This is a genomic window from Hathewaya limosa (assembly GCF_030815255.1).
Classification (GTDB): domain Bacteria; phylum Bacillota; class Clostridia; order Clostridiales; family Clostridiaceae; genus Hathewaya; species Hathewaya limosa.
In genome coordinates this window covers 47,890-73,533 of record NZ_JAUSWN010000008.1, presented here as the reverse complement: position 1 = coordinate 73,533, position 25,644 = coordinate 47,890, and the positions used below count along the sequence as shown (strand labels likewise).

At 28.0% G+C, this 25,644-nt stretch carries 4 protein-coding genes; all 4 read right to left on the bottom strand.

What is annotated here, in order from left to right; genetic code table 11:
• Positions 1–60: 60 nt before the first annotated feature.
• The 4 genes from QOZ93_RS06005 to QOZ93_RS05990 all read right to left on the bottom strand — a co-directional run bounded on the left by QOZ93_RS06005 (position 61) and on the right by QOZ93_RS05990 (position 25,097).
• The gene (locus QOZ93_RS06005) at positions 61–1,407 is read right to left on the bottom strand and encodes a hypothetical protein (RefSeq protein ID WP_307355503.1); all 1,347 of its coding nucleotides are present in this window, start codon (positions 1,405–1,407) and stop codon (positions 61–63) included.
• Positions 1,408–1,738: 331 nt separating this feature from the next.
• Positions 1,739–8,281: a hypothetical protein gene (locus tag QOZ93_RS06000; RefSeq protein ID WP_307355502.1), complete on the bottom strand. Its 6,543-nt coding sequence runs from the start codon at positions 8,279–8,281 to the stop codon at positions 1,739–1,741.
• Between the two features lie 161 nt (positions 8,282–8,442).
• Positions 8,443–16,233 carry a hypothetical protein gene (locus QOZ93_RS05995; RefSeq protein WP_307355501.1) on the bottom strand — a complete coding sequence of 2,597 codons (7,791 nt, stop codon included), beginning with the start codon at positions 16,231–16,233 and terminating at the stop codon, positions 8,443–8,445.
• 185 nt (positions 16,234–16,418) lie between these two features.
• Complete coding sequence (locus tag QOZ93_RS05990) at positions 16,419–25,097, bottom strand: hypothetical protein (protein ID WP_307355500.1); 8,679 nt, start codon at positions 25,095–25,097, stop codon at positions 16,419–16,421.
• Positions 25,098–25,644 lie beyond the last annotated feature (547 nt).

Here is a 25,644-nt window from a genome sequence, read left to right as displayed (position 1 = left end):
TCCTTACATTTTTAATATTAATGAAAAAGGATAACTATTTGTTATCCCTTTTAACTTTCACTAATTTGAACAATTAGGACAACAATAAACAAAATCGCATTTTCCTAAATTATTTATTAAAGTCATAACCTTCCCTATAGAAAGGGTTGTAACTCCAATACAAGCTGTGGCTTCAGAAGTATTACTATTATAATTCATATTTTCTAATTCACTTTGTAATACTACATTATAATTACTACCTTCATTTTTAGGTGTATATAAAATTATACTTATACTTTTTTGTGGTAACGTTCCTGTTAATATTGTAGTATTAACTTCTGTACACTTAGTTTGAGTATATATAATTGTATATGGTATTTGAAAAGTATACTTTATTTCACTAAAGTTATCCTGACAAGTACTAGGTTCTATAGTTAAACTATCTTCTACAATAACAGGTGTTTCAAATTTAATATTTTTAAAATTATATCCATTAACTACAGGTATAGGTATATTAGGATAACACAAATACTGTGTACATTTTCCAAAAACTTTATCCACATATGCACAAGTTAATTTTTCTTGATTTGAATTTTGTAAAGTACTTGTTTCAAAAATACTTTTATTCTCAATATTTAACACTGTTCTTAAGCTTAAAATTGCATGATTTTGTTCTAAAGCGCCTATTGATAATGGCGTATTCTTATATTGCAACAAGTTATACGTATATTGAATGTTTACCTTTTCACTTGTAGCGTCAATTTCATTTTGTAATGGATATATAACTTCTCCACTTTCATTAGTTACATTAACTAAGTTATTATTTTCTGCTGCATTAACAAAAATACAGGATGGTGGATAGAATGCATCTAATTGTACATCATACAGCTTTATTCCTTGGGATATACTTAAATTTATTTCATATTGTATAGAGAATAATTTAGGGTTAACCGAATATTCTGATATATCATAAGAACTTGTTAAACTAACCTTTCCTAATATTAATGTACTATTAATTGAAATTATATCTTTAACCCCTACTGGATTAGCTGATATTAAAAAAGTAACTGAATCTTGCGTTATAGTATACCAACTAGGAATATTAAAAAATAAATTTATATTTATTGGTACAGATTGTACTACATTAGTTAATACCTCTGGAGTATTATTGTATTTTGTATTAGCTTGAACCTCCTGTACAAATATTCCATTTATATATAATTTATAAGAAAATGGCAATGGTGTTATTTGTATATTAAAAGAAGTTGGAGTTTTATATAAGCTTTCTAATACATATCCTATATTTCCATCACATCCAACGACTCCATAAGCTTGAGCCTGAGTATTGGATATAAAACTATTCTTAGCAGGTACAAAAATATATTGATTTTGTATCTGTTGTAATTCTAAAGGTTTAGTTTTCTTCATTTTAAATCTAATTCCTCCTCCTCAATTTGAAAAACACTAACTTTTTTTAATTCTTAATATAGCTTTCTTTGTTTAACTTATTCCACTCTTCTATATTATTAATACCTATATCTATAGTTCACTAAATCTTTTTTGTTAACAAACACTATTCTTAATTAAATTACTATTCTATATATTAATATTAAATTGCTATTGATAAGTTACGTAATTTATCTATATTTTTAATATTACTTAATTTGAGTATTATTTAAATTTCTATATAAAATAAAACATGTATATTTAAATTATTATTCGTTTAAATATACATGTTTTGCTAATTTATTTTAATAACTTAACTATTAATGTTATCACAATTTATACAACAATATGATAAGTTATTTTTTGTTAAATTATTTATCACTACATTATTTTTTGATATTGAAAATGTTATAATTCCTATACAAGAACAAAATTCTGACTTCACTTCATTTACTTCTATATTTTTTACTGTAGTTTCACATAAAATGTTATATGTCTCACCTTTATTATTAGGAGTATATAATATTATTTCTAAGTTTTTTGGTTCTAGTTCCCCTTTCCTCTCTTTTATTTCTACTGTAGAACAATTATATTGTTCATAAATAATGGTATATGGAACTACAAAACTATACTTAACTTTACTAAAATTCTCATCGCATTCACTTTTAGTAATACTTAGAGTATTTTCTATAATTTCAGGATTATTAAAAACTACTTCTTTAAAGTTATATCCTTTAACTTCTGGAATTGTTATATCCTTATATAAATAGTATTGAATACATTTTCCGAAAACTTTATCGACATATAAACATTCTATTTTTTCCATATTTATATTTTGAAAAATACTGCTTTGTAATATACACTTGTCCTGTACATTTTTAGCTGTTCTTAAGCTTAAGATAGTCAAATTTTCCTCCAATTCTCCTATACTTAACTGTGTCTTTTTATATTGAAGTACCGTATATGAATAATTTAATTGAACCGTTCCTCGGGTTGCATCCACTGTTTTCATAATTGGATAAATAATTTGACCATTTAATTGTATTACATCGATTGACCTACTACTATTTCTAGCACTCTCAAATATACATGATGGTGGATAATATGATTTTAATTCCATATCATAAATTTTTATGCCCTTACTTATATTAACCTCTATATAATATTGAAGAGCAAATAAATTTGGATTTTTAGGATATTCATTGACCTTATACGAAGTAATTAATTGTACTGTTCCTAATATAAGTTCACATTGAATAATTTTTTTATTTATACCTTGAATACTAACGTTAAAATCCACCTTACCATTTCCTATCACATAGGTATTAGGAATTTCATAAATTATTTCTATATTATTGGATCTTTCTGGTATTAATCCATTTAGTTGCATTGGATTTTCATCATATATTTTATTCGCATCAATCTCTTCAATAAAACTTCCATTAATAAATAATTTATATGAAAATGGTATTGAATCAATTTTTAGATTATACCCTTCCGACGTTCCATATCCATTTTTAAATATATATCCAATTTTGCCCTTAGCTCCTACGACTCCATAACCAAATGCTTCTGTATCAGAAGTATAATTATTCCTATTAGGTATAAATGTATATGAATCCCCTATTATATTAGTTTTAACTGTATTAGATATTCCACCTTCTATTTCAGATACACCCGTATTTACATTAAATGTGGATGTGGCCATATTTATTGCTTGTTCCTTTCTAGTTTCTATAACTTTAACTGAATATATTAATTCGCTACTTTGATTCGGTGCTAATTGTAAAATTCCATTCCAAGTTAGTATTTTTTCAATAGTTCCTGATGAACTTGTACTGTCATTTATACTAACCGTACCTTGAGATGCAGATACCACTTCATTAAACAGCATTTTATTACTTAACATATCTTTTATTTGTACCGAACTTGGCTTAACACGACCAATATTAGTCACAACAATTTTATATTCTATTTCTTGACCAGTATTAGCTTCTATTTCATTTTGTGTGAACTGACCACTTCCTTTGATTTTCTGAAATTTTTGTAGTTCGATTATATTCTCACCAGCCATTAAAGAAATTCCTGTAGAAATCGGTCCTACTGTATTTCTATTACCTGAATCTAATGCCCAACTAATATTAGCAGTATTAGTTTGAATATCTATTTGATCGTTTTCACTATCAATAACTTCTACCTTAGCTTTCACTTCATAGTTATATATTACATAATTTTCTAAGTTACTTTCATCTACTAATAACTTTATTGATTTCTCTAATCTTTCTCTATCATTACTGTTGGATAACCTTATAGTGCTATCCTTTACAGGAAAATTTACCACTTGTCCATTTATTGTCGGAACTATATTGGTTCCATCTAAAGAACAACTAATAAATCTTTGACCTATTGGAATAATATCTTGTACTTGTAAGTTATAAAATTTATCTCCACTAGGTACTTTTACCAATATATTGTAAGTTATTATTTCATCAACTTTAAATTGAGATTTATCACTTTTTATTTCAATAATTATATTTCTACTTTTTTGCCATAAGATATTGGTTTGTGAATTAGGAAGTTCTACTACTTGATTATCAGAACTAAAATATCTTGTAAAGAATTGAGTACTTATAGATTTACCAGCAACAATTCCATCATTAATGCTTATTTGTATAATTAAAGTTGCTATCTCTCCTACTTCTAACCTTTCAATTTTCCAATCAAATCTATTGCTTAAAGGATAATAAATTGTATTTCCTAGGCTAATTGAAACAGTTTTTTCAAATTTATAACTATCATCTAAAAATTCTTTACACACTATATTATAAGCCGTATAGCTTCCTATATTCTCTAAAACTATTTTAAACTCCATTATGTCTCCGGGCTTAATTATTATTTCTCCAACATCAAAAACTCCATTATACGTTACATTCCTTTGTAATTGAAAAGATCTTATTACAGCTCTCCTACCTTGAACTTCTACTTGTGACTCTATGGTATTCAGAGTTCCCCCTGCTGTTGTTGCCCAAGAAAAACTTGCTTTATTAGTCATAAATTCCTCAAAAGGTTTTGTATTTATTACATCCATTATTCTAGAATAAAATGAATAATTAAAAATTCCTATTTCATTTGAGGTATCTAACTCTGGTATTTCCTCAAAGGTAACTTTAGGTCCTGAATAACTTGGCATTATACCATTCCCATTTAATTGTGCATATCCAGAATATCTTTGTTTACTAGGCAAATTATCTATAACTTGAGCATTATATAATTTTATTCCCTTTGCAACTCTAAGTTTTAATAAATAATCTACATATCCCCCTATCCCCGCTTCTAAAGTTTCATAATCTTTATAAAACTGTATAGTATCTTGTGAAATTTGAATAGCTACTTCATTAGAATTTATAGGGCCATATACCCGATTTAATGTATCTTGCTGTAAACTATAACCGATATTAGCTAAACTGCTTGTTGTATTTCCAACTATATTAGGTCCTTTTAACATAGCTGAATACACAACAGTTATTATTCCATTTGCACTAACTGTGGGAATATATAAATTAAGATTAGATACTCCTAATAAATTATTATTATCTAAATAAAATGTATCTGTTCCGTGTACACTGTTCAATGATTGAATAGCTACATTACTAGGTGTTATATCTTTCAAAACAAGATTATATATTGGATAATTAAATGTATTATTTATTTCTAACTTGTAATAAATTCTATCTGTTGGTATTACCTCTAATACTGTATCAGCAAAATCAACATTATTTAAACTTTGGGTTTTGTTAATTGTTAATTGTACTGGAGTTACATATACACTAGCAATACTAGTCTGAGGATCTCCATTAGTTCCAGTACTATTAACATTCCAGCTTAAGGTAGCTGTACTTTGTTGAATACTTTGTGTTACAGTACCTACGTTTATAATCTTAGCACTAAAACTATACGTTATAGTTTTTTCTTGTGTTGTTGCATCTATTGTTCCCTCATTAGGAAAAGTTAATGTTGTCGTAGATGGAATATTCACTCCTCCAACGCTAGTTAAGGAATTGGACTTATATTCTTGATCACCATTTAATAAGTAATTTACTTGAACATTAAATGCTACACTTCCCCTTGGTACGGTTATAACAACTTTATAATTAATTGTATCTCCCGCAAACACACCTTTCCAATCATTAACAACATAGTTTGTTAAACTAGGATTTACGTATTCAAATCCTACTGAATTAGATTGTATAGGTGACAACTGAACTCCATTTGTAGTTACTCCTTGATAGTTTACACTGAAATTATTTATAACACTATCACCTTTAACATATCCACCCTTTACCGTAGCTTTTACCCCAGAATTTACAAGTGCAGTTTCACTAAGAAAAGGACGGTTTATAGTCACCTCTTGTCCTACCACCGTAACTCCACTATCACCTTCATTTTTAAATTGAAGATTGTCTGGTAGTTTATCTTTAATAACAAGGTTATTTGCTACTGCTTTACCTATATTAGTTATATAAAAGTGATATTCTATTTCATCTCCTACATTTACATTACTTATAGGTAATCTAGTAAAATTCGTTTGTAGTTGTGTAACATTTCTTTGTTCCTTTCCACAAATCAACATTGGTGAATTTACTGTTATACTTGTTGATGTAATAATAGGCATGTTCATTATTCCACCTGCTGAATTCGACCATGTTACATTACATATACTATTTTGATTTTGAACATACGGTGATGAAGTGTTACCTTTTATTATTAAGGCTTTAAACTTATATTCAACTATAAAATCAGTTGAACTAGAACTAATAGGACTTGTTGGCTCATTATATTCTATAATGTTATTTGAATTCAATACATTAGGTATACCAGGTGTTCCTAATGTAGATGTCCATGAACTAGCAACAAAGTTTTGGTTTGTATTTAATTTTTCTACTATTTTTAAGTTATAAACGGTTCTTCCCTTTGGTATAGTAACTTTTATTGTATATTCAACCTCTTCCCCTACAGTAAATGTATTTATAGCGGTTGTTTGCTCTAATTGTAATGCATTTATTTTAAATACTAAAATGTTACTATTTAACTTATATAAATTAATATTATCTACTGTAGAAGAATATTGACTGTTAAGGGAATTACTAACCAAATCTCCCATGGAAGTTGGGCTATTTACCTTTACCGAAAACTCGTAACTTACGGTATTACCTGCATTAATACTTGGAATATTCCATTGAACACTTCCTCCGAATTGTTGTGTTGGTGTATTTACATTACCCACAGTAGGAGTTGTTAAATTATTTATAAAACTTAATTTATCACTTAGAACATCCTGTATATCCAAATTTTTAGCTTCACAAGTACCTATTGAAAAAACTGTAATTTTGTATGCTATAGTATCTCCTATAGAAGCTACAACATTATTAGTAGTATATGTTGCACCTGCCCCGCCTACAGTTAAATTTTTCTGTTCTATTAAGATCTCCACCTTAGGAGAAAATACATTTATATCTATATTAGTTGTTTGTTGTTCATTAGACCCTGAAATTGAAGAAATCCATTCAATAAACGCTTGATTATTTTGAACCTGTAAATATGGGGTAACCGTTATACCCTTTATAATTTTAGCTGAAAAAGTATATACCACACTTGTCATATTATTCGATGCATCAATGCTATTATCTGGATTAATTATGGGACTAGGGAACTTTATCTTTTGCCCCAATCCTGTAGATGTTACCTCTGGTGTTACATTCTCTGGAGCATTGGACTCTATCTGTTTTGTTGCTTCTCCTGCATATTCTTGTGAATTAGGCAGTATATCATATATTGATACTTCATTTATTTTAGTTCCTTTGTAAACTTGCAATGTTATAGAATATTTTATTTTTTCTCCTATTCGACAATTAGTATTAGAACATGTAACGTTAAATTTCAAATTTTGTATATTAATAACAGCTTGATTACTATTTAAGGAAGTAAATTCTTTTCCAAATGTATTATTATTAGAATTAAAACTCATATTCACTTGATTTTGTATTTGTCCAAGTGCAGGTACCGATTTTCCTCCTTGTACAGTAAAATCTATAGAGATTATTTCTCCCGTCTCCATATTAGGAATATTCCATATTAAATTATTTCCTTCAAAACTTCCTTCACCTTTTGTACCCATTAAACTATTACTATTAACAACAAAACTATCAGAAATTGTATCATTTATAAGTACTTGATAAACTGGACAATTTCCCCTATTAGTTATACTAAGTCTATAACCTATAACGTCATTACCTATAAAATTTACTTCTTGACTGGTATAATCTATGTTTTGTGTTAAATTCTTTTGTAGTAACATTAAGGATATATTAGGCGTATTTACATATATATTTGTTTCCTTATTAATTTGTATTCCTGATGTTGCGGAACTTTCATTATCCCAAATAAGCTTACATGTATTTTTTTGAACATCTACATATTTATCATTTAAAGTAGCATCGATAATCCTAACTTGAAAAGAATAAGTTACCATTACAACTTCGCTTGTAGCATCAACAGTATCTATAACCGGTAATGTTAATACCCCATTTACAGGTGTTGGTTGATTTTTTATAGTTAATCCATTATATAAAATGCTATTTTCAATAAATGTTTGTTTATTATTTAAAAAAGTATCTTCTAACCTAATATTTTTTGCTATAATTCCTTTAGCTACAGTTATTTGTAATACATATGTTATAAGATCTCCTATTTTAGTAGATATAGGAGAGGCTATAATCATAAAGTTTAAATCTTCTTGTGTAATAACCTTATTAGCTAGATCTATATTAAACTTATTATTCTTATTACCTAAATCCATAATCTCACTCCTAAAAAATTATACCTTATATTATTATTATTATTTAAACTAAGTTAAGTTGACTAATTAATACTTATATTCTCATAAAAAAATGTAAGAAAATCACATGATTTTCTTACACTTTTTATTCGATAAATTGTCCTCTATACCAACTTTTATAATTATTGTAGAGTATCTAATAAAATCTTTCGTTTTGCTATTGCCGAAGTAATAATACCTATACAAACATTATAACTTGTCTTTTCATTATTAATTATTATATTGTCTACTATACTTTTAGAAATAATATTAAATGGTTCTTTAGAACTTTCAGGAGTATACAATATAACTTTTAAATCTTTTTGCGATAACTCTCCTGATATTTCTTTTATACTTGTCTTAGAACAATTGTATTGTACATAAATAATCTTATATGGAATAATAAACGTATATTGAATTTGGCTAAATTTAGTATCAATTTTATTAGGAATTATGCTTAAACTCTTTTCAATAATCTGAGGATCATTAAATACTACTTTTTCAAAAACATATCCTTCAACATTGGGAATTTTTATATCATTATAATCATAATATTTTTTACATCTTCCAAATACCTTATCTATATATAAACATTCTATTTTTGTACCATCACTTCTTTTATATGCATTGCTCTTTATAATATATTTCTGTTCTATATTTTTAGCCATTCTAAAGCTTATCATAGAATAACTATTTTTCAACTCTGCTATACTTAATGGTGTTGCCTTATATTGCAATACTGTATAACTATAATTTAGAATAACCTCTTTTTCTGTTGCATCTATAATAGATATATTGGGATATATTACTTCACCATTAAAACCACCCTTTTTTAATTCTTTTGTCAACGTAACTTCTTTAAAAATACATGATGGTGGATAAAAAGATTTTATTTCCAAATTATATACTTTTATCCCCTTACTTATATAAATTTCTATACTATATTTAATTGCAAATAAACGATTATCCTCTGGATATGATTCAATATTATACGAAGTAAGCAAATCAACTTGTCCTATTATTATTTTATTTTTTATGGTTGTTGGATCATTTCTCTCAGCTAAATTTATAGTCAAATCAAAATTAACCTCATTGCCAACAAAATTATATTCTTTAGGTATATTGTAGATTATTTCTATGAAATTTTTACTTTTAGGATATACATTGTTTAACATTGTAGGTGTTCCATTATAAATTGTATTTTCCATGACATCTTCAACAAACCTATTATTTATCACTAATTTATATCTAATAGGAAGAACTCCTATTGTTAAATTATAGGACGTTGGCACATCATAATTATTTTCTAAAACATATGCAAATTTACTCTCAGCTCCCAGGATAGTATAACTTATAGCTTGATTATAAGAAATATAATTATTTTCATTAGGTACAAAAGTATATCTTTCTCCTAATAATTTTATAAAAACTTTATTAGACAATTCTCCAAATACTCTTTCTCCCGTCAATGTTAAATAAAAACTTGGAAGAGCTGCATTAAAGATTTGTCCTGTATTTAATGATGTATTTCTAACTAAAAATATAGCCTCATGTGTTTCTCCAGGTAATAATTCATTAATTTCATTCCATACTACTGTATTATTGTTTTGTAATGCACATATCCCCTTAGTAACAGAAATTAATTCTACATATTCTAACCTATTATCTAAAACATCCTCTATACTTACTTTATACAACTTAATATTTAATATATTTTCAATTCTTATTTTGTACTCTATTAATTTTCCACTATTAATTTCTATAGGTTTATTTGTAAATTGTAAATCTCCGTTTCTTCTCTGAATCTTCTGTACTTTAATTGAGTTTTTACTAGGAACTAATATATTTACCAATACCTGATTAGAAGGCAATCCATTTAAAATACTACCAGTAGCTGTTACTGCAAAACTCTGTGTAGCACCATTAGTTATAGTCCCTGTAATACTTGAATTAGTCTTCACTATATATACTAATTGAGCTGTTTTATTTGGACCTAACTTATCCTTAAGATCCCATACTAGCTTATTATTATCTTGTTGCAATTCAGCTTGACCTTGACTAATTACTTTAATATTCTTAAATATTAAATCTTTCTCTAATATATCTTCAATTTTTATTTTATATACATCTATTGTTCCCATGTTAAGAATACTTAATTTATACTCTATCTCCTCACCATTACTAACATCTATATCAGTAGTTAAAAATTTCCCTACATTATTTATCCTTTGAAACTTAATTAATCTAATTAAGGTTTGATTTCCTACTAATATATTTGTGAAAACTTCATTGGATGGTGTTCCACTTATATTTGCTCCCGTAGCAGTTACAGCAAAACTGGATGTAGTTTGATTTGATATTCTATCTGCAACCGATGATACCCCTTTTACTACAAAAACTAACTCTATACTTTGATCTGGATTTAACTCTGTTATTCCATTCCATATTAAAACATTCTTCCCACCAATATTCTGTATTCCTGCCGCTCCTACTGTTGGTGTTGTATTACTTATATATTGAAATTTATCATTTAATATATCCTGTATTTCTATTTTGTAAGTTTTCATTGCTCCATTGGTAACTACTAACTTATATTCTATTTCTTCTTCACTACTAATTTCTATTTCATTTGTACTAAAATTACCGATTCCATTTATTCTTTGCAATTTCTGTACTTGTACTAAATTCGGATTTCCGACTAATATATTTGTGAAAACCTCATTAGATGGTGTTCTACCCAATTCATCTCCTCCAGAAGTAATTGCAAATTTAGAAATAGCTTGATTTGATATAGTAGCATTAGCTGTAGAAGTTGTATTTACTGTATAAACCAGTTCAGCTTTTTGTCCTGGATCCAACTCCACAATTCCTTCCCAAACTAATGTATTTTTACCTGTCACACTCTGTACATTTACTGTACCTTGGGTACTCGAATCAACCCCTACATATTGTAATTTATCATTTAATATATCTTCTATCTTAACATTATATGCTTTTATCTTACCTGTATTGGTAATAACTATATTATATTGTATTTCTTCTCCGCTAGTAACCTCTATATCATTAGTAGTAAAGTTTCCAGCAGTTTTTATCTTTTGAAGTTTTTCTATAAAAACTAGATTGTTAGTAGCCAGTACTTCTACAGTATCAGATATAGGGTTTACCAATTGTGTATTAGTTGCATCTAAACTCCAGTTAACATTAGCCGAATCCATTTGTATATCGGGAATTCCCTTAGACATATCAGCACTTTTTACTATAGCCTTTATTTGATAACTAAAAGTTCTTGCTTTAGCCTTAGATATAGTTGCAACACTTACAACCCCATTATTTCTATTTTTTAGATTTAACTCTTTTTTAGATATCTCTTCTCCTTCTTTTATTTCTTTTATATTGTCCCTATGACTATTTAGTCTACTAATTGGTATAACTGGAAATGTTATCAGCTGATTATTAACATCTGGACTTATAGAAATATCATTTAATGTGCTACTAACAAATTCTTGTCCTATAGGTAATATATTTTGCACTTTCAAATTATAAAATATCATTTGATTAGGAACAGTAATTACTACATTATACGTTACTATATCATTTACAAGAAAAGTAGATTTATTTGAGGTTAACTGAATACTTATAGGTGGATATCTCTGTTCAATAGCTTGAGTTGAAATTGATGGATTATTCTTGCCATAATATGTTGCACTAAGATTATTTGTTGAAACTCCAAATGCTGAAATCCCTCCTATAACTTCTACCTCGAAAATAGCTGTTGCCATTGTATTAGATGGTAAAATATCTATGGTCCAATTTACTGTATGATTACTTGAAGAATAAGACAAGGTACCTATACTAGTTGATATATATCTTAAATACTTAATGGAATTATTTAATATATCAGCACATTCAATAGTATATCCCTTTCCTGGACCTGAATTGATAACAACTAGTTTAAACTCTAATATATCCCCTGATTTTACACTAATTTGTTTAATATCAAATATTCCATTATCAGTTTTATTCCTCTGAAATTTTTGTATATTAATGTTAGGATTTTGAACTATAACAATACTACTAGAATTCATAGTAAACTTTGTACTAGATCCATTACTTAATCCCCAAGATAATTCTGCAATATTTTCTAATGACTTTTCAAAAGGATCTACATTCTCATCTGCACTAACATTAGAAGTATACGTATATTCTAATATAGTCTCATTATTTGCAGCATTTTCATTAATTAAGGGGAAAAACACCTTACCACTAGAAGCAGTAACTGATATCTGTGTACCATTTAAATAAGCTGGACCTACAAAAAACAATCCATTAGGATATTTATCTGAAACCTGCAAGTCATAAAGTTGTATTCCTTGTGGAACTTTCACAGTTACATTATATGGAACATTTGCATCCCAATAAGTTTCTGTATTTGTAGTTTCCTTAGTAAGTTCAATACCATACTGTGAGATTGTACTACTTAGTTCCATAGAATTTACTGGACCATATACAACTAAATTATATCTATCCAATAGTGTACTATAAGTTGCAGTTACCATACTACTTATTGTACTTCCTGCTACAACTATTCCATCTAAAATTGCTGTATATATTATTGTAATACTTGAACTTGCTGATAAAGTTTGTATAATAAATTCAAGTTTTGTTGAACCTATTATATTACCATTTCTAATTAGTACACCTTGAGACAAACCTATATTTTCCAAAGATTGCATAATCATATTAGGAGGTAACTGGTCTACTACCTCAACATTATACGCAGGATAAGCAGATGGGTTTTGTATTTCTAACTTATAATAAACTAATTCCTTTCTTTTAATAGTTATACTAGAACTTACAAAATTAGTTCCGTTCAAACTATGTGTTTTTACTAATCCTAACTTTACTGGAGTTAGATACTCATACATAAATCCATATTGTACAGTTATGGGATCACCCGGAGCCTTATTCCAATATAATTGTGTTTCTACCTCTTGTCTTTCTTGTCCAGTACTTGCTAATGAATTTACATTAACTTTAAAGTTATATGTTATAATTCTATCTTGTGTAGAACTATAAACTGTTCCTTCATTTGGAAAAGTTAGTGTGGAAGGAGATGGTGATATTGTAACTCCACCTGTACTAGTAAGAGAATTAGATACATAAGTCTGTCCTGTTGGTAGCGTTACACGCGCTATATAAAGATTGTATGCAGTTGTTCCCTTGCTAACTATTATTTTAAATTCATAATTAATAATATCTCCCTCTATATATGCTGGTAGTATTTTATTTCCATTCTCATCTACTAAAGACAGTAAAAATTCAGGTGCAACATAATTATATCCAATTCTATTTGATTCTATAGGTCCTAAAGTTATAGAACTTCCTGATGCCCCAACAAGATTTCCATAAAAATAATTGGGATCTGGATATGAGGGAAGAGCATTTATTCTAACTGTTATTTTAGCATTGGCTGTATCACCTACATTAATCGTTCCTGGATCCCATCCAACTCTTGACCCCGATATACCAACCCCTGGAGTTGAACTTCCTACATACGTAAGCCAACTTGGTAAATTATCCCCTGTAACTACTTTATAAGCATTTCCTGTACCATTATTAGTTATACTAAAAGATAATTCTAATTCATCTCCTATACTAGCATTATTTATTAAATCAGATGTAAAGGTTGATTGCCCCTTGGTTATATTTCTTTGTTCCTGGATACAAGTTAAATTAGGTCTATTTATTTTGATATTATTTATGAAACTTACGGGACCCATTATTGCTCCACCTGATGAATTCCTCCAGTTGGCATTTATTGTAGTAATTTGATTTTTTGAAGACTCTGTAAGGTCACTTACATATACGGTATTAGTTTGAAATGTATAAGTAATTATAAGATCCGATGATGCTGATGCACTTATTGGATTTCTAGATTCAATATATTGTATATCTGTATTTCCTAAACTCATACTTGGCGTTCCTGCATTTCCTAAACTTGAATACCAACTACCCACAGTATATGTTTGACCTAAATCTAATTGTATATCTAAAGTTAAATCATAAATTGTTTTACCTTTTGGAATAATAACTTTCATTGAATAGAGCACGCTATCTCCAATTGCTATAGAAGGTAGGGTTTTAGCTAAAAGATATATTCCTGTGGTATATATTTTTAGCGTATTACTAGATAAATTAAATACTTTTGTACTTACTGAATCAGTGGAATATTGTCCTACTACATTATTACTAAAGTTATCTGCTAAGGGAGCACTACTATTTACCTGAACTGAAAATTCATATACAGCGGTTGTTTCTGAATTTAAAAAATCAATATTCCACTGTAATGTTCCACCAGGAACCCCTGTTGGTTTAACTATAGTTCCCAAAGTAGGTTGCTTTATAGTATCAAGAAAATTTAAATTATTATTAAGAATATCTTGTAATTGTAGATTATATCCTCCCACCGCGCCCTTTGATTTTATGGTAATTTTATAATAAATTATATCCCCTATGGTTGCTGAAATATCTCCAGTTGTATATTTTTTAATACTTGTAAAATTCATTTGTTCCTGAGTTATGCTAATATCTGAACTTTTCAATTTAATAAGTACATTAGCATTAATTTCATTATTGATACTACTTCCTTCACTCCAATTAACACTAGATTTTATAGTCTGATCTTCTACATATGGATATACCTGTATTACATTTATAACCTTTGAACTAAAAATATATTTTATAGTTATATTCTGTTTTGATGCATCTATATTATTATTAGATCCTATAATTGGTTTAGGAAAAATTAATTGTTGTTCTGTAGCTGTTGAATTTATGCTAGGAACTACAACTTCGGGTAAATTATTATTGATTTGTTTTGTGGCACTTCCAGATATATACTCTTGTGAATTCGGTATAATGCTTTTTAATTGAGCATCATCTAAAACCGTACCTTTATAAACACTAAATATAACTGTATATTGAATCGTATCCTCTAGTAAGTCATTAGTCTTCGAAGATGTTATACTTAGATTTAAATTATTAATATTCAATGTTACTAAGTTACTAGTTCTAGGAGTTAGATTTTTACCAAACCCATTATTATTAGTACTATAAGTTACATTCGCTGTATTTTGTACATTATTTACTGCAGGTATACTGTTTCCACCTGTTACATTAAACCCTATTATTACTGATTCCCCTACTTCCAAAGTAGTAATATTCCATGTAAGCGTATTTCCTACAAAACTTCCTGTACCTTTAGTAGCATTTAAACTAACAGTATCTATACTTAGGTAATTAGAAATAATATCTGCAACTGTAACATTATACGCAACGTTCAACCCTGTATTAGTTACACTAATTTTATAGGTTAATGTATCCGTTGAAATAAAATTAATATCTTCAATTGTATTACCTGTAGCCTTAGTTACATTATTTTGAAACTTTCTTATTTGTATAAATGGCATTGTTACATTCACATTATTTTCCGAACTTACAACTATATTTGTAGCTCCTGTTGTATTATTATCCCATGTTACTTCTGCAGTATTTATTTGTTTGTCTATAAAATCCCCTGACTCTATTGCATTTACTATTCTAACATCAAATGAATATATTTCTGTTACTTCTTTAGTAGTAGCGTCAATAGTACTTACTACTGGAAATGTTAATACTCCTCTAGCTGGTATAGGTTCAACACCCATTGGTTGTCCATTTACCAAAATACTTCCTGCTATAAATTGTTGTTTTGTTTCTGGAAATGTATCTTTTAATTGAATGTTACCTGCTAACACCCCTTTTGGAATAGTTATTTGGATTATATATGTTATTGTATCTCCTATTTTAGGTGAAATTGGAGATACTAAAGTATCCAATGTTAAACTACTTCCTGGCTTAACCGCATTTCTATCTATTTCTATATTATTATTCATGTTTTTTATAAAGTCACTCCTTTAGCCTTACTTATATTATTACTATTAAAGGTTTACTATTTTTGATATTAAAGTACACTTATATAAAAATATATCCTTCTTAATAATAAAAAAGTACCAGAAAATAATATTAAACTTATCTTCTGATACTTAATAAATTACCATCTATACTTACTATTCTATGCCTAGTTATTTATACTATTACAATTTGGACAACAATATACTAACTCACTCTTACCTAATGTATTCATTAATACCATTTCCTTTGATATAGTTGAAGTTACTACACCTATACATGCACAAAATTCAGTTTGTATATTATTAATTATTACTTTATTAGTTACTACTTCAGATAAAACACTATATAAATTACCTTGATTTTTAGGTGTATATATTATTACTTCTAATTCTTGTTGTTTAAACTTTTCTTGAATTTCATTGGTTTTTATACTTGAACAGTTATACTGAGCATAAATAATTGTATATGGAATTACAAAGCTATATTTTATCCTACTAAAATCTTTATCGCATCCACTATTAGTGATACTCAAACTTCCTTGTATAATTTCCGGATTATTAAAAACTATATCCTTAAATACATAACCTGTAACCTCTGGAATTGATATATTTTCAAATTTATAGTATTTTATGCATTTACCAATTATTTTATTGACATATACACATTCCAACTTTTCATTTAGTCCTAGTGTACTACTATTTAAAATATATTTATCCTCTATATTCCTGGCTGTCCTTAAACCTAAAACAGCTTTATTTTTCTCTAACTCTCCTATACTTAATGGTGTTTTCTTATACTGACATACCATATAGGAATACTTTAATTGAACTGGTTGTTGCGTAGCATCTATCATGTCTATAAATGGATAATTTATTTTTCCTCTTAATTGATTTACATTAATAGATACTCCATTACTTTCGGCATTCATAAAAATACAAGATGGAGGATAAAAAGCTTCTAATTCTATATCATAAACTTTTATTCCTTTGCTTATATTAATATCTATATAATATTGAATAGTAAACAAACTTGGATTTTTAGGATATTCTCCAATATTATACGATGTCGTTAATTGAACTGTTCCTACGCTCAATTCATTATTAATAGTTTTAGGAATACCCTTACTTACGGCTTGTATGCTCACATTAAAGTTAATTGGATTGTTTATTACAATATAATTTTCGGGTATTTTATAAATTATCTCTATAATATTTAAATCGTTTGATAATAAGTTTAGACTATCATTTATATTTTCAAAATATAAGGTATTCTTATATATCTCTTCTATAAAAATATTATTAATAACTAAATAATAATCAAATGGTATAGGTTCTATCTTTAAATCATATAAAGAAGTATTATTTCCATTCTCTTTGAATATATATCCTATTTTCCCTTCTGCTCCTAATACACCATAACTTAATGCCTCCATATCTGAAATATAATTATTTTTACTAGGTATAAATGTAAAATTTTCTGTTACAACCGGTTGTAACACTGTGGCAAAAACTTCATTAGATAAAATACCTTGTATTGGTTTAGCTCCTTTTATTATACTAAAATTTGGCATAGCAGAATTAGTTATAGTTACATTAGATTTTGTATTGACTTTAGCTGTATATATTAACTCTTCTGATTTTGTTGGACTAATTTCAGTAATATCCGACCAAGTTAAAAGACTTTGATTAACTCCATTGCTTACTATTCCTTTACCCTGACTTACAGAAGATACATTTATAGAACTTAAATTATTATCTATTAAATCCTCTATTTTAGGTGTATATGCTGTAAGCTTTCCTATATTCGTAATTACAATTTTGTACTCTATGTCTTCTTCATTCAATATTTCAATATTGTCTTTTGTAAACTTATTTGTTCCTTTTATTCCTTGAAACTTTTCTACTTCAATTAAATTTTCACTTGTATTTATAGTAACTGTATCTGAAATAGGCCCTATTATATTTTTATTTAAGGGATCAGTGCTCCAAGTAACATTAGCCGAATTTGTTTGATTATCTACAGTACCATTTTGTATATTTGAAATATGAACTTTTGCTTTAATATTGTAATTATAATTTATATAATTATTTTCATCTTGTGCAAACTCATCTAGTATTCTTCCCTTTATAAGTGTGTTAGGTTCATAATTAATACTAGGAAAACTTAATAACTTTCCATTTTGATCAGGCGTTACAGGATTATTATTTAGTGTACTTTCTATAAAACTTTGTTCTACTGGTAATATATCAATCAGCTGTAAATTGTAAACTGTAGTTCCTTGTGGAATTTGAACTATTATATTGTAACTTATTATGGAATCTAAAATATAACTTGAATTATCTGCACTTATTTGAACTTTTATATCCACGTATTTTTGTCGAATTGAAGATGCTAAAATAGGTCCAACCACTATAGGATTAACTGTATTTGTATTATATCTTAAATTAACCATATTTGTAGTAATACCTGATGAAACCATACCTGAACTCATTTGCACTTCAATAATAGCAGTAGCTATCTCATCTGGTGCTAACAATGGTATATTCCATATAACATATCTATTGGATGAATTATAACTTACAGCCCCTACTGTACTGGAAATAGTTTTAGTAAATGCTGTATATTGATTTAATGTGTCTTGTATATTTAAGTTATACGCTGTGGCTGCTCCAGTATTTTGTACCTGCAACTTAAATTCCACTAAATCTCCTGATTTAACATTTATTTGTGCAACACCAAATACATCTTCTTGAGTTTTATTTCTTTGTTCTTGTGATATAGTAACATTCGCAGTTTTAACTGTTACACCACATTTATTACTTATACTTAAGGTTGTAGAAGATGTTTTACTCGTACTCCACAATAGACTTGCATTATTTTCCATATACTCTTCAAATGGTTGAGTATAAGTTGGTTCGATTGTTCTAGCATACAATGAATAATTTAGTATAACAGGATTATTTATTGCATTAATTTCTTCTATTTTATTTGAAATCAAATTTTGTCCATTTTCATTTAAAACTATAGAATTACCATTTAATTGGGCAATTCCTAAATAAACTTGTTTCCCTGGCAAAACATCTTGTAATTGAATGTTATATAAGCTTACTCCTGCTGGAATATTAACTTTTACTAAATACTCTATTTCTTCTCCTAAATTAATAGTATTACTAGACGATGTAACATCAATTTGTAGGCTTGCCTCTGAAACCATGATACTTACTTGATTAGATGTTATACTTCCATATACTACGTTTAAAGTAGATATATCAGTACTATAACTTATACTTGCTGAACTACCCATGCTATTACCTACTATACATGTTCCAATAAGATTAGACATATATACTATGCTAACGGTTTCACTTGGTTGTACTACTGATATTGTTCCTTTAAAACTAGAGTTTCCTACAAAATTATCATTCTCTAAAATAAATTCTCCAGTTAAATTTGCCTCTTTAAAGGATTGACCTACTATTCCACTCGGCATGCTATCTTGAATATTAATATTATAGATTGCAAATGTAGAGGTATTCTGTATTTCTAATTTATAATAAATATTTTGATTAATTTTTAAATCTATGGGGTTGCTTACAAAATTTATACCATCTAAGCTCTGACTTTTATTAATTGCTAATTTAATATTAGTTACGTATACCGATACCTTATCTCTTTCAACTGGTTGTGCTACACCTGTATTGTTTTGCCAACTTAAAGTGGCCTCACTTTCCTGCTTCTCTTGTGATACACCACTGACACCATTAGCCACAGCCTTAAATGTATATATTATTGTTTGGTCTGAAGCAGAAGCATTGATGGTTCCTTCATTTGGAAATACTAAATTTGGTGTATTACTTGGAACTCCTACTCCTCCATAGTTTTTTAAAGAATTTGGAACATAGGTTTGATTACTATTTAAGTTATAATTTACCTGAACATTATATACAGTACTACCTTTAGGCACCTGTATTACCACCCTATATTGAATAGTTGATCCACTAAATACCATGGCATTAATTTCCCCATTTTGACCCATAACATAGGTTGTAATATTAGGCGCAACATACAAAAATCCTACCTGTTTAGATTTTATAGGTTCTAAAACAACATTATTGTTACCATTATAGTTACTAGTAAAAAAATTAATAGAATTCGTACTTGCATTTATGGCTCCTGTTACATTTGTTTTTACATATATATTTGCCGATTTTCCTGCTTCAATTTTTGCAACCGTCCAAGTAACTTTTTGACCTGATGCGGTTATTTCTGGTATTGATTGATCAACAAATGATAAATATGAACTTAGATTATCTTCACTAATAACGTTATACGCTGTTCCTGTACCCATATTTCTAATATCTAAACTATAATCTATTTCATCTCCTGTTTGTACATTATTTAGTGGTATTGTATTGTAAACTGTTTCACCTTTACTAGTATTTTTTTGAAATTTTTGTAGGAAGAGCATTGGTCTGTTTACTTTTATTTGTTCCAACACTTCTACAGGGCCTTTTTTATTTCCACCTAATGAATTAGACCACATTACATTACAACAACTAACTTGGTTTTCTGTATATGGTGAAAACTCATTAGCATATATAACTTTAGTCCTAAAAGTATAACTAACTATTAAATCATTAGATCCCGTAGCTGCAATAGGATTAGTAGCCTCTATATATTTTATAGTAGTATTTGAATTTGTTATAACCGGAATACTACTTCCACCTAGGCTAGATGTCCAAGAAGAAGCTACGTAAGATTGTCCTGAGTCTAGGTTCTCTATTATACTAAGATCATAAACCTGTGTTCCTTTAGGAATAACTATATTTATAGTATATTGAACCTCATCCCCTATATTAGCTTCTGTGATATTCATTTGTTGTGTAACATTTAAATCTTTTATTTTTATATTTAAGGTATTACTAGATACATTAAATATTTTTCCTCCTAGGTGATCAATTGAATAATTTAATGATGCAACATTAGTAAAACTATCTCCTATTGGTGAAGTTTCACTAACCTTAACTGCAAACTCATAAATTACATTTGATCCTAATGTCATGTTAGGAATTTCACACTGAACTGTTCCACCTGGTCCTGGATTAGGTGATGTTATGACTCCACCAGTAGGTATGCTTATATTCTTCAAAAATGCCATATTATTATTTAACGTATCCCTAATCTGTAAATTATTAGCACCTACTATTCCTTGTATATTTAATGTAACTTTATAATAAACAGTATCCCCGATACTAGCTAGTATATCTTTTTCTGTATAACTTCCACTCTCTCCAACTAGTGTGAAATTTTTTTGTTCTATTAAAATATTAACCTGACAACCCTCCACTGTAACACTTGTGTTAGCAGTTGTTTCCTTATTACCCCCTCCGGCTATAGCATCTTCCCATTGAATACCAGCATTATTAAATTGTTGTTGAGTATACGGTGGTACTTGTGTTCCTGAATTACATTGTACCGTAAACACATATTGTACTGAAACAGAGTTTGTCGTTGCATTTATCCCATTATCTGGGCCTATTACAGGTTGTGGAAAATTTATTCTTTGTCCTACGACTTGTGGAGTTATACTTTCAGGAGGATTTGAATTAATTTGTTTTGTTACATCCCCTATAAATGTTTGTGTAGTTGGTAATACATCGTATATGCTAACATTATTTAGTGAAGATCCTTTTCCTACATTTAAATTTAATGTATATTTAAACGTATCTCCTATTTTTATAGTATTTATTGAAGGGTTTACTGCAAAAGTTATATTATTAATTCGTGTACTTACAGACGCTACATCAAGTGGGCCTACAATTTGTCCAAATCCATTATTATTAGAACTAAATTGTATATTTGCATTATTTTTTACTAGTTTCTCAACAGGCATATTGTTTCCCGCTGTTACATTAAAATCTATAAAAATCAAACTTCCTGCCTGTACACTGTCTATATTCCAAGTTATATTATTTCCACCGATTGAGCCTTGTCCTAATGTCCCGTTTAAAGTAGACTGATCTATTATAAATTCGTTTGGTACACTATCTAATAAAACAACATCATATGCAGTATTTTTCCCAACATTTTCTATGACTATTTTATATGCTAATGTATCTTTTGAATTAAAATTTATATATCCAGTAGTATATTCACTATTAGTAGTCAGGTTTTTTTGATATATTTCAACTTTTAAAAGTGGTACTTGAACATAAAGAGAATTTTCTTGTACTATTGAAATAACATTTGTAATATCTAAACTATCATTCCATAAAAGTTCACATTTATTTTTTTGAATATCTATAAACGTATCTGTTAAATTTCCCCTTGTTACTCTGATAGAAAATGAATATATTAAATTAACTTCATTTTGTGTTGCATCTATCGAGGATATAGTGGGAAAAGTTAATACACCGTCTATTGGAGTCGGTTCCGGTGTAATTGGTACACCATCCTTTAACACACTATTTTGTATAAAACTTTGTTTAGTCTTAGGAAATGTATCTATAACCCTAATATTATTTGCTATAATTCCTTTAGCTATAGTAATTTGTATTATATATGATACTATCTCTCCTACCTTTGTAGCCTCAGGTGAAGATAAAACTTGCATAGTTACTGGACTTTTAGATTTTAGTTCAACACTTGTGGTTAATGGACTTCCAGGGTATTGATAGGATTTATCTAATTGAGAGTATGGTTGAGTAAGTGTTACTTCATTCGCAAAAGTTGAACCTATGGATATATTACTATCAACTGTAACATCATAAGTTAAAGTTAATGTCTCTCCTGGTGAAAGCTTATTTATGACCATAATTAAATTTTGTCCTGAAATTATGGGATTCTGATAAGTACCATTTCCCTTAACTACTATACTTGAAGAATTATAAGTTAAACCTTGAGGTATTACCCCTGTCAATGTCATTTCAAATGCATCCGTTACGGTGTTATCTGCATTTTGTAAATTACTAACATTAATAGTATAGGTATAAAGTTCATTAGGCTTTATATTATTTACGTTAGGCCCTGTAACACTAGAGCTAATTTTAACATTTGGAGTGCCAAATTTAACATTTACAGCGTTTTGCAACATATAAGAACCTCTTGAACTATTTACTCCAATAAAATTACTCCAATTATACTTTTGACCTATAAAATTTAAACTTGTACTTACAGGAACACGAAATTTAACATTCCAATTATTATTTCCAGGAATAGTCTGTAAATTCCATTGTAAACCATTAAAATCTATACTTTGACTGCCTAATCCTGGCTTTGAAAAAGATCCTCCATAAATTACACCCGATGGTGTATTTACCATATTTTCCGGTAAGAAGTCCCTTACGAAAATATTTTTTTGTGTTGCATTTATACTATTTGCGTCATATAAAATGTTAAATTCTATTAGATCTCCTGGTGCTCCTACTGAAAAATTCTTAGCAGTTCCATCCTTATAATAATATCCTAATATTTGCTTGCTTAAGTTTGGTATTCCTACATATATATTACTTGAACTTATATCCTCAATATAAGAATTTTCACTATTATTTATTACTGCACCCATAGTAGCAGTATTACTTAACATATCACCTGAACTTACACTAGTTCTTGTATATGCACTTTTTGTAGTTGTTGAATACTTAATCACCTTGGTTACTCCAGTATTACCTCCATCTGTAGGGAATACCGTAGATAAATCCCACGTTAATCTAGTTACTCCACTTCCCACATCTATAACTATGGGTGTTTCCGTAGCATCATTATTGTACTGTTGACCGTCTTTTATATTATCAATTATTTGAAATTGATATAAGTTATTGCTACCTATGGATGTGTATTGATTTACCTTATATGATAAAGTAAATTTATTTTTAACCCCAACATCTGTTGATGTTGATAAAACACTTTTCTCTATTAAAAAATATTCTGCTATTACCGTAGTAAAACCTTCTACACTACCATCATTTCCCCGTAGTGTAGCTATACTGATGATTTCCTCTCCCTGTGGTATCTCTGTTCCTGAATTCTCTACACCATTTTCTGTACTTCTATTCCAAATTGCTGCTTCTATAGTTACTATATTGTTAGAACTTTTACTTAAGTTAATATTTTGCCATTTAAGTACTGTAGAATTATTTTCATTTGAAGGTTGCATTACTATAGGGGCTTTGAATTGATTTAAATCATCTCCACTAGCAGAAATAAATGTTAAATATCTTATCCCGTTACCTAATTGAAAATATATATCACAATTTTCATCCTTAACTGAGTTATTGTCTATAGTTATCTTATAATTATACTTCCATATAGGGTCCTGAAAATTAGGTGATAAAGTACCAGCTCCCTTAGGTACCTTTTTAGGCGAAGATATACTTATCTTATATGGTACTGGAATAAAACTACAGTTACTCGTTAATTGAAGTCTGTCATTCAAAGGATTACTACTTCCTTCAGCTATTGTATCTACTGTAGCATTTACTGTTACTCCTTGTATTGGATTATTAAATTGCACTACCTCTGAACTTTTCGCTGGATTTCTAAAATTATATAACCCTTTAATTGTTATTGTGTTATTATAACTTTGCTTAGGCTCCAAGTTACCCATATTAATCCAAATAACTTTTTGAGAATAATCATTTGTACTTATAGTGTTTGAATTTGATTGTTGTTGGGCAGAAACATATTCTACGCCATCAGGTAACTGTAATTCTATATGAAGATTATATACAGTATCTGTAATACTACTATTCATAAAACTCAAATTCAAATCTACATTTTTACCTATAACCCCTCTAATGGGATTAGGATTTATACTAACTAAAATATCACTAGAACTTACAGTCATAATTTTTCTCCTAAAAAATGCTTCTTATATTATTATTATTAATTAATTACAAGTAAGTTACCATAATCTATATTATTTTAACAAACTCTATATTATATCTTACAATTTATAACTTATTTTATGATATATTCCTTAGTAATAAATTTATTATAATTATATTCACTACATATTTAAACTTAGACACTTATTAGATGTTGTAACTTTAACCTATACTATGAATTTCACTCTATAGATATAAATTTTTAAAATAATATTTAACCAATAAAATCTATAAATTTTGCTAAAATTCATTGAATATTTAATGATCCTTAAATTTAATAAAAGAATGTTTTAATTTTATCTTAAATATTACTTGTAAATTAATAAAATAGTTAAAGTACTTATATTTTTATAATATATATTAGTAAATTACTCCAGAAAAAGATCCTTTATAACGCTATGAATTCATTTTATAACTCTTTATTAAAAATATTTTCTTTTAACGAATTAAAAATCTCCTATAAATAAATTTAAATGAAAGTTATTTATCCTTTAAATACTGTTGTAT

Coding starts and splice junctions, on each gene's coding strand:
- QOZ93_RS06000 (WP_307355502.1), bottom strand. CDS start 8,281: ATGGATTTAGGTAATAAGAATAATAAGTTTAATATAGATCTAGCTAAT.
- QOZ93_RS06005 (WP_307355503.1), bottom strand. CDS start 1,407: ATGAAGAAAACTAAACCTTTAGAATTACAACAGATACAAAATCAATAT.
- QOZ93_RS05995 (WP_307355501.1), bottom strand. CDS start 16,233: ATGAATAATAATATAGAAATAGATAGAAATGCGGTTAAGCCAGGAAGT.
- QOZ93_RS05990 (WP_307355500.1), bottom strand. CDS start 25,097: ATGACTGTAAGTTCTAGTGATATTTTAGTTAGTATAAATCCTAATCCC.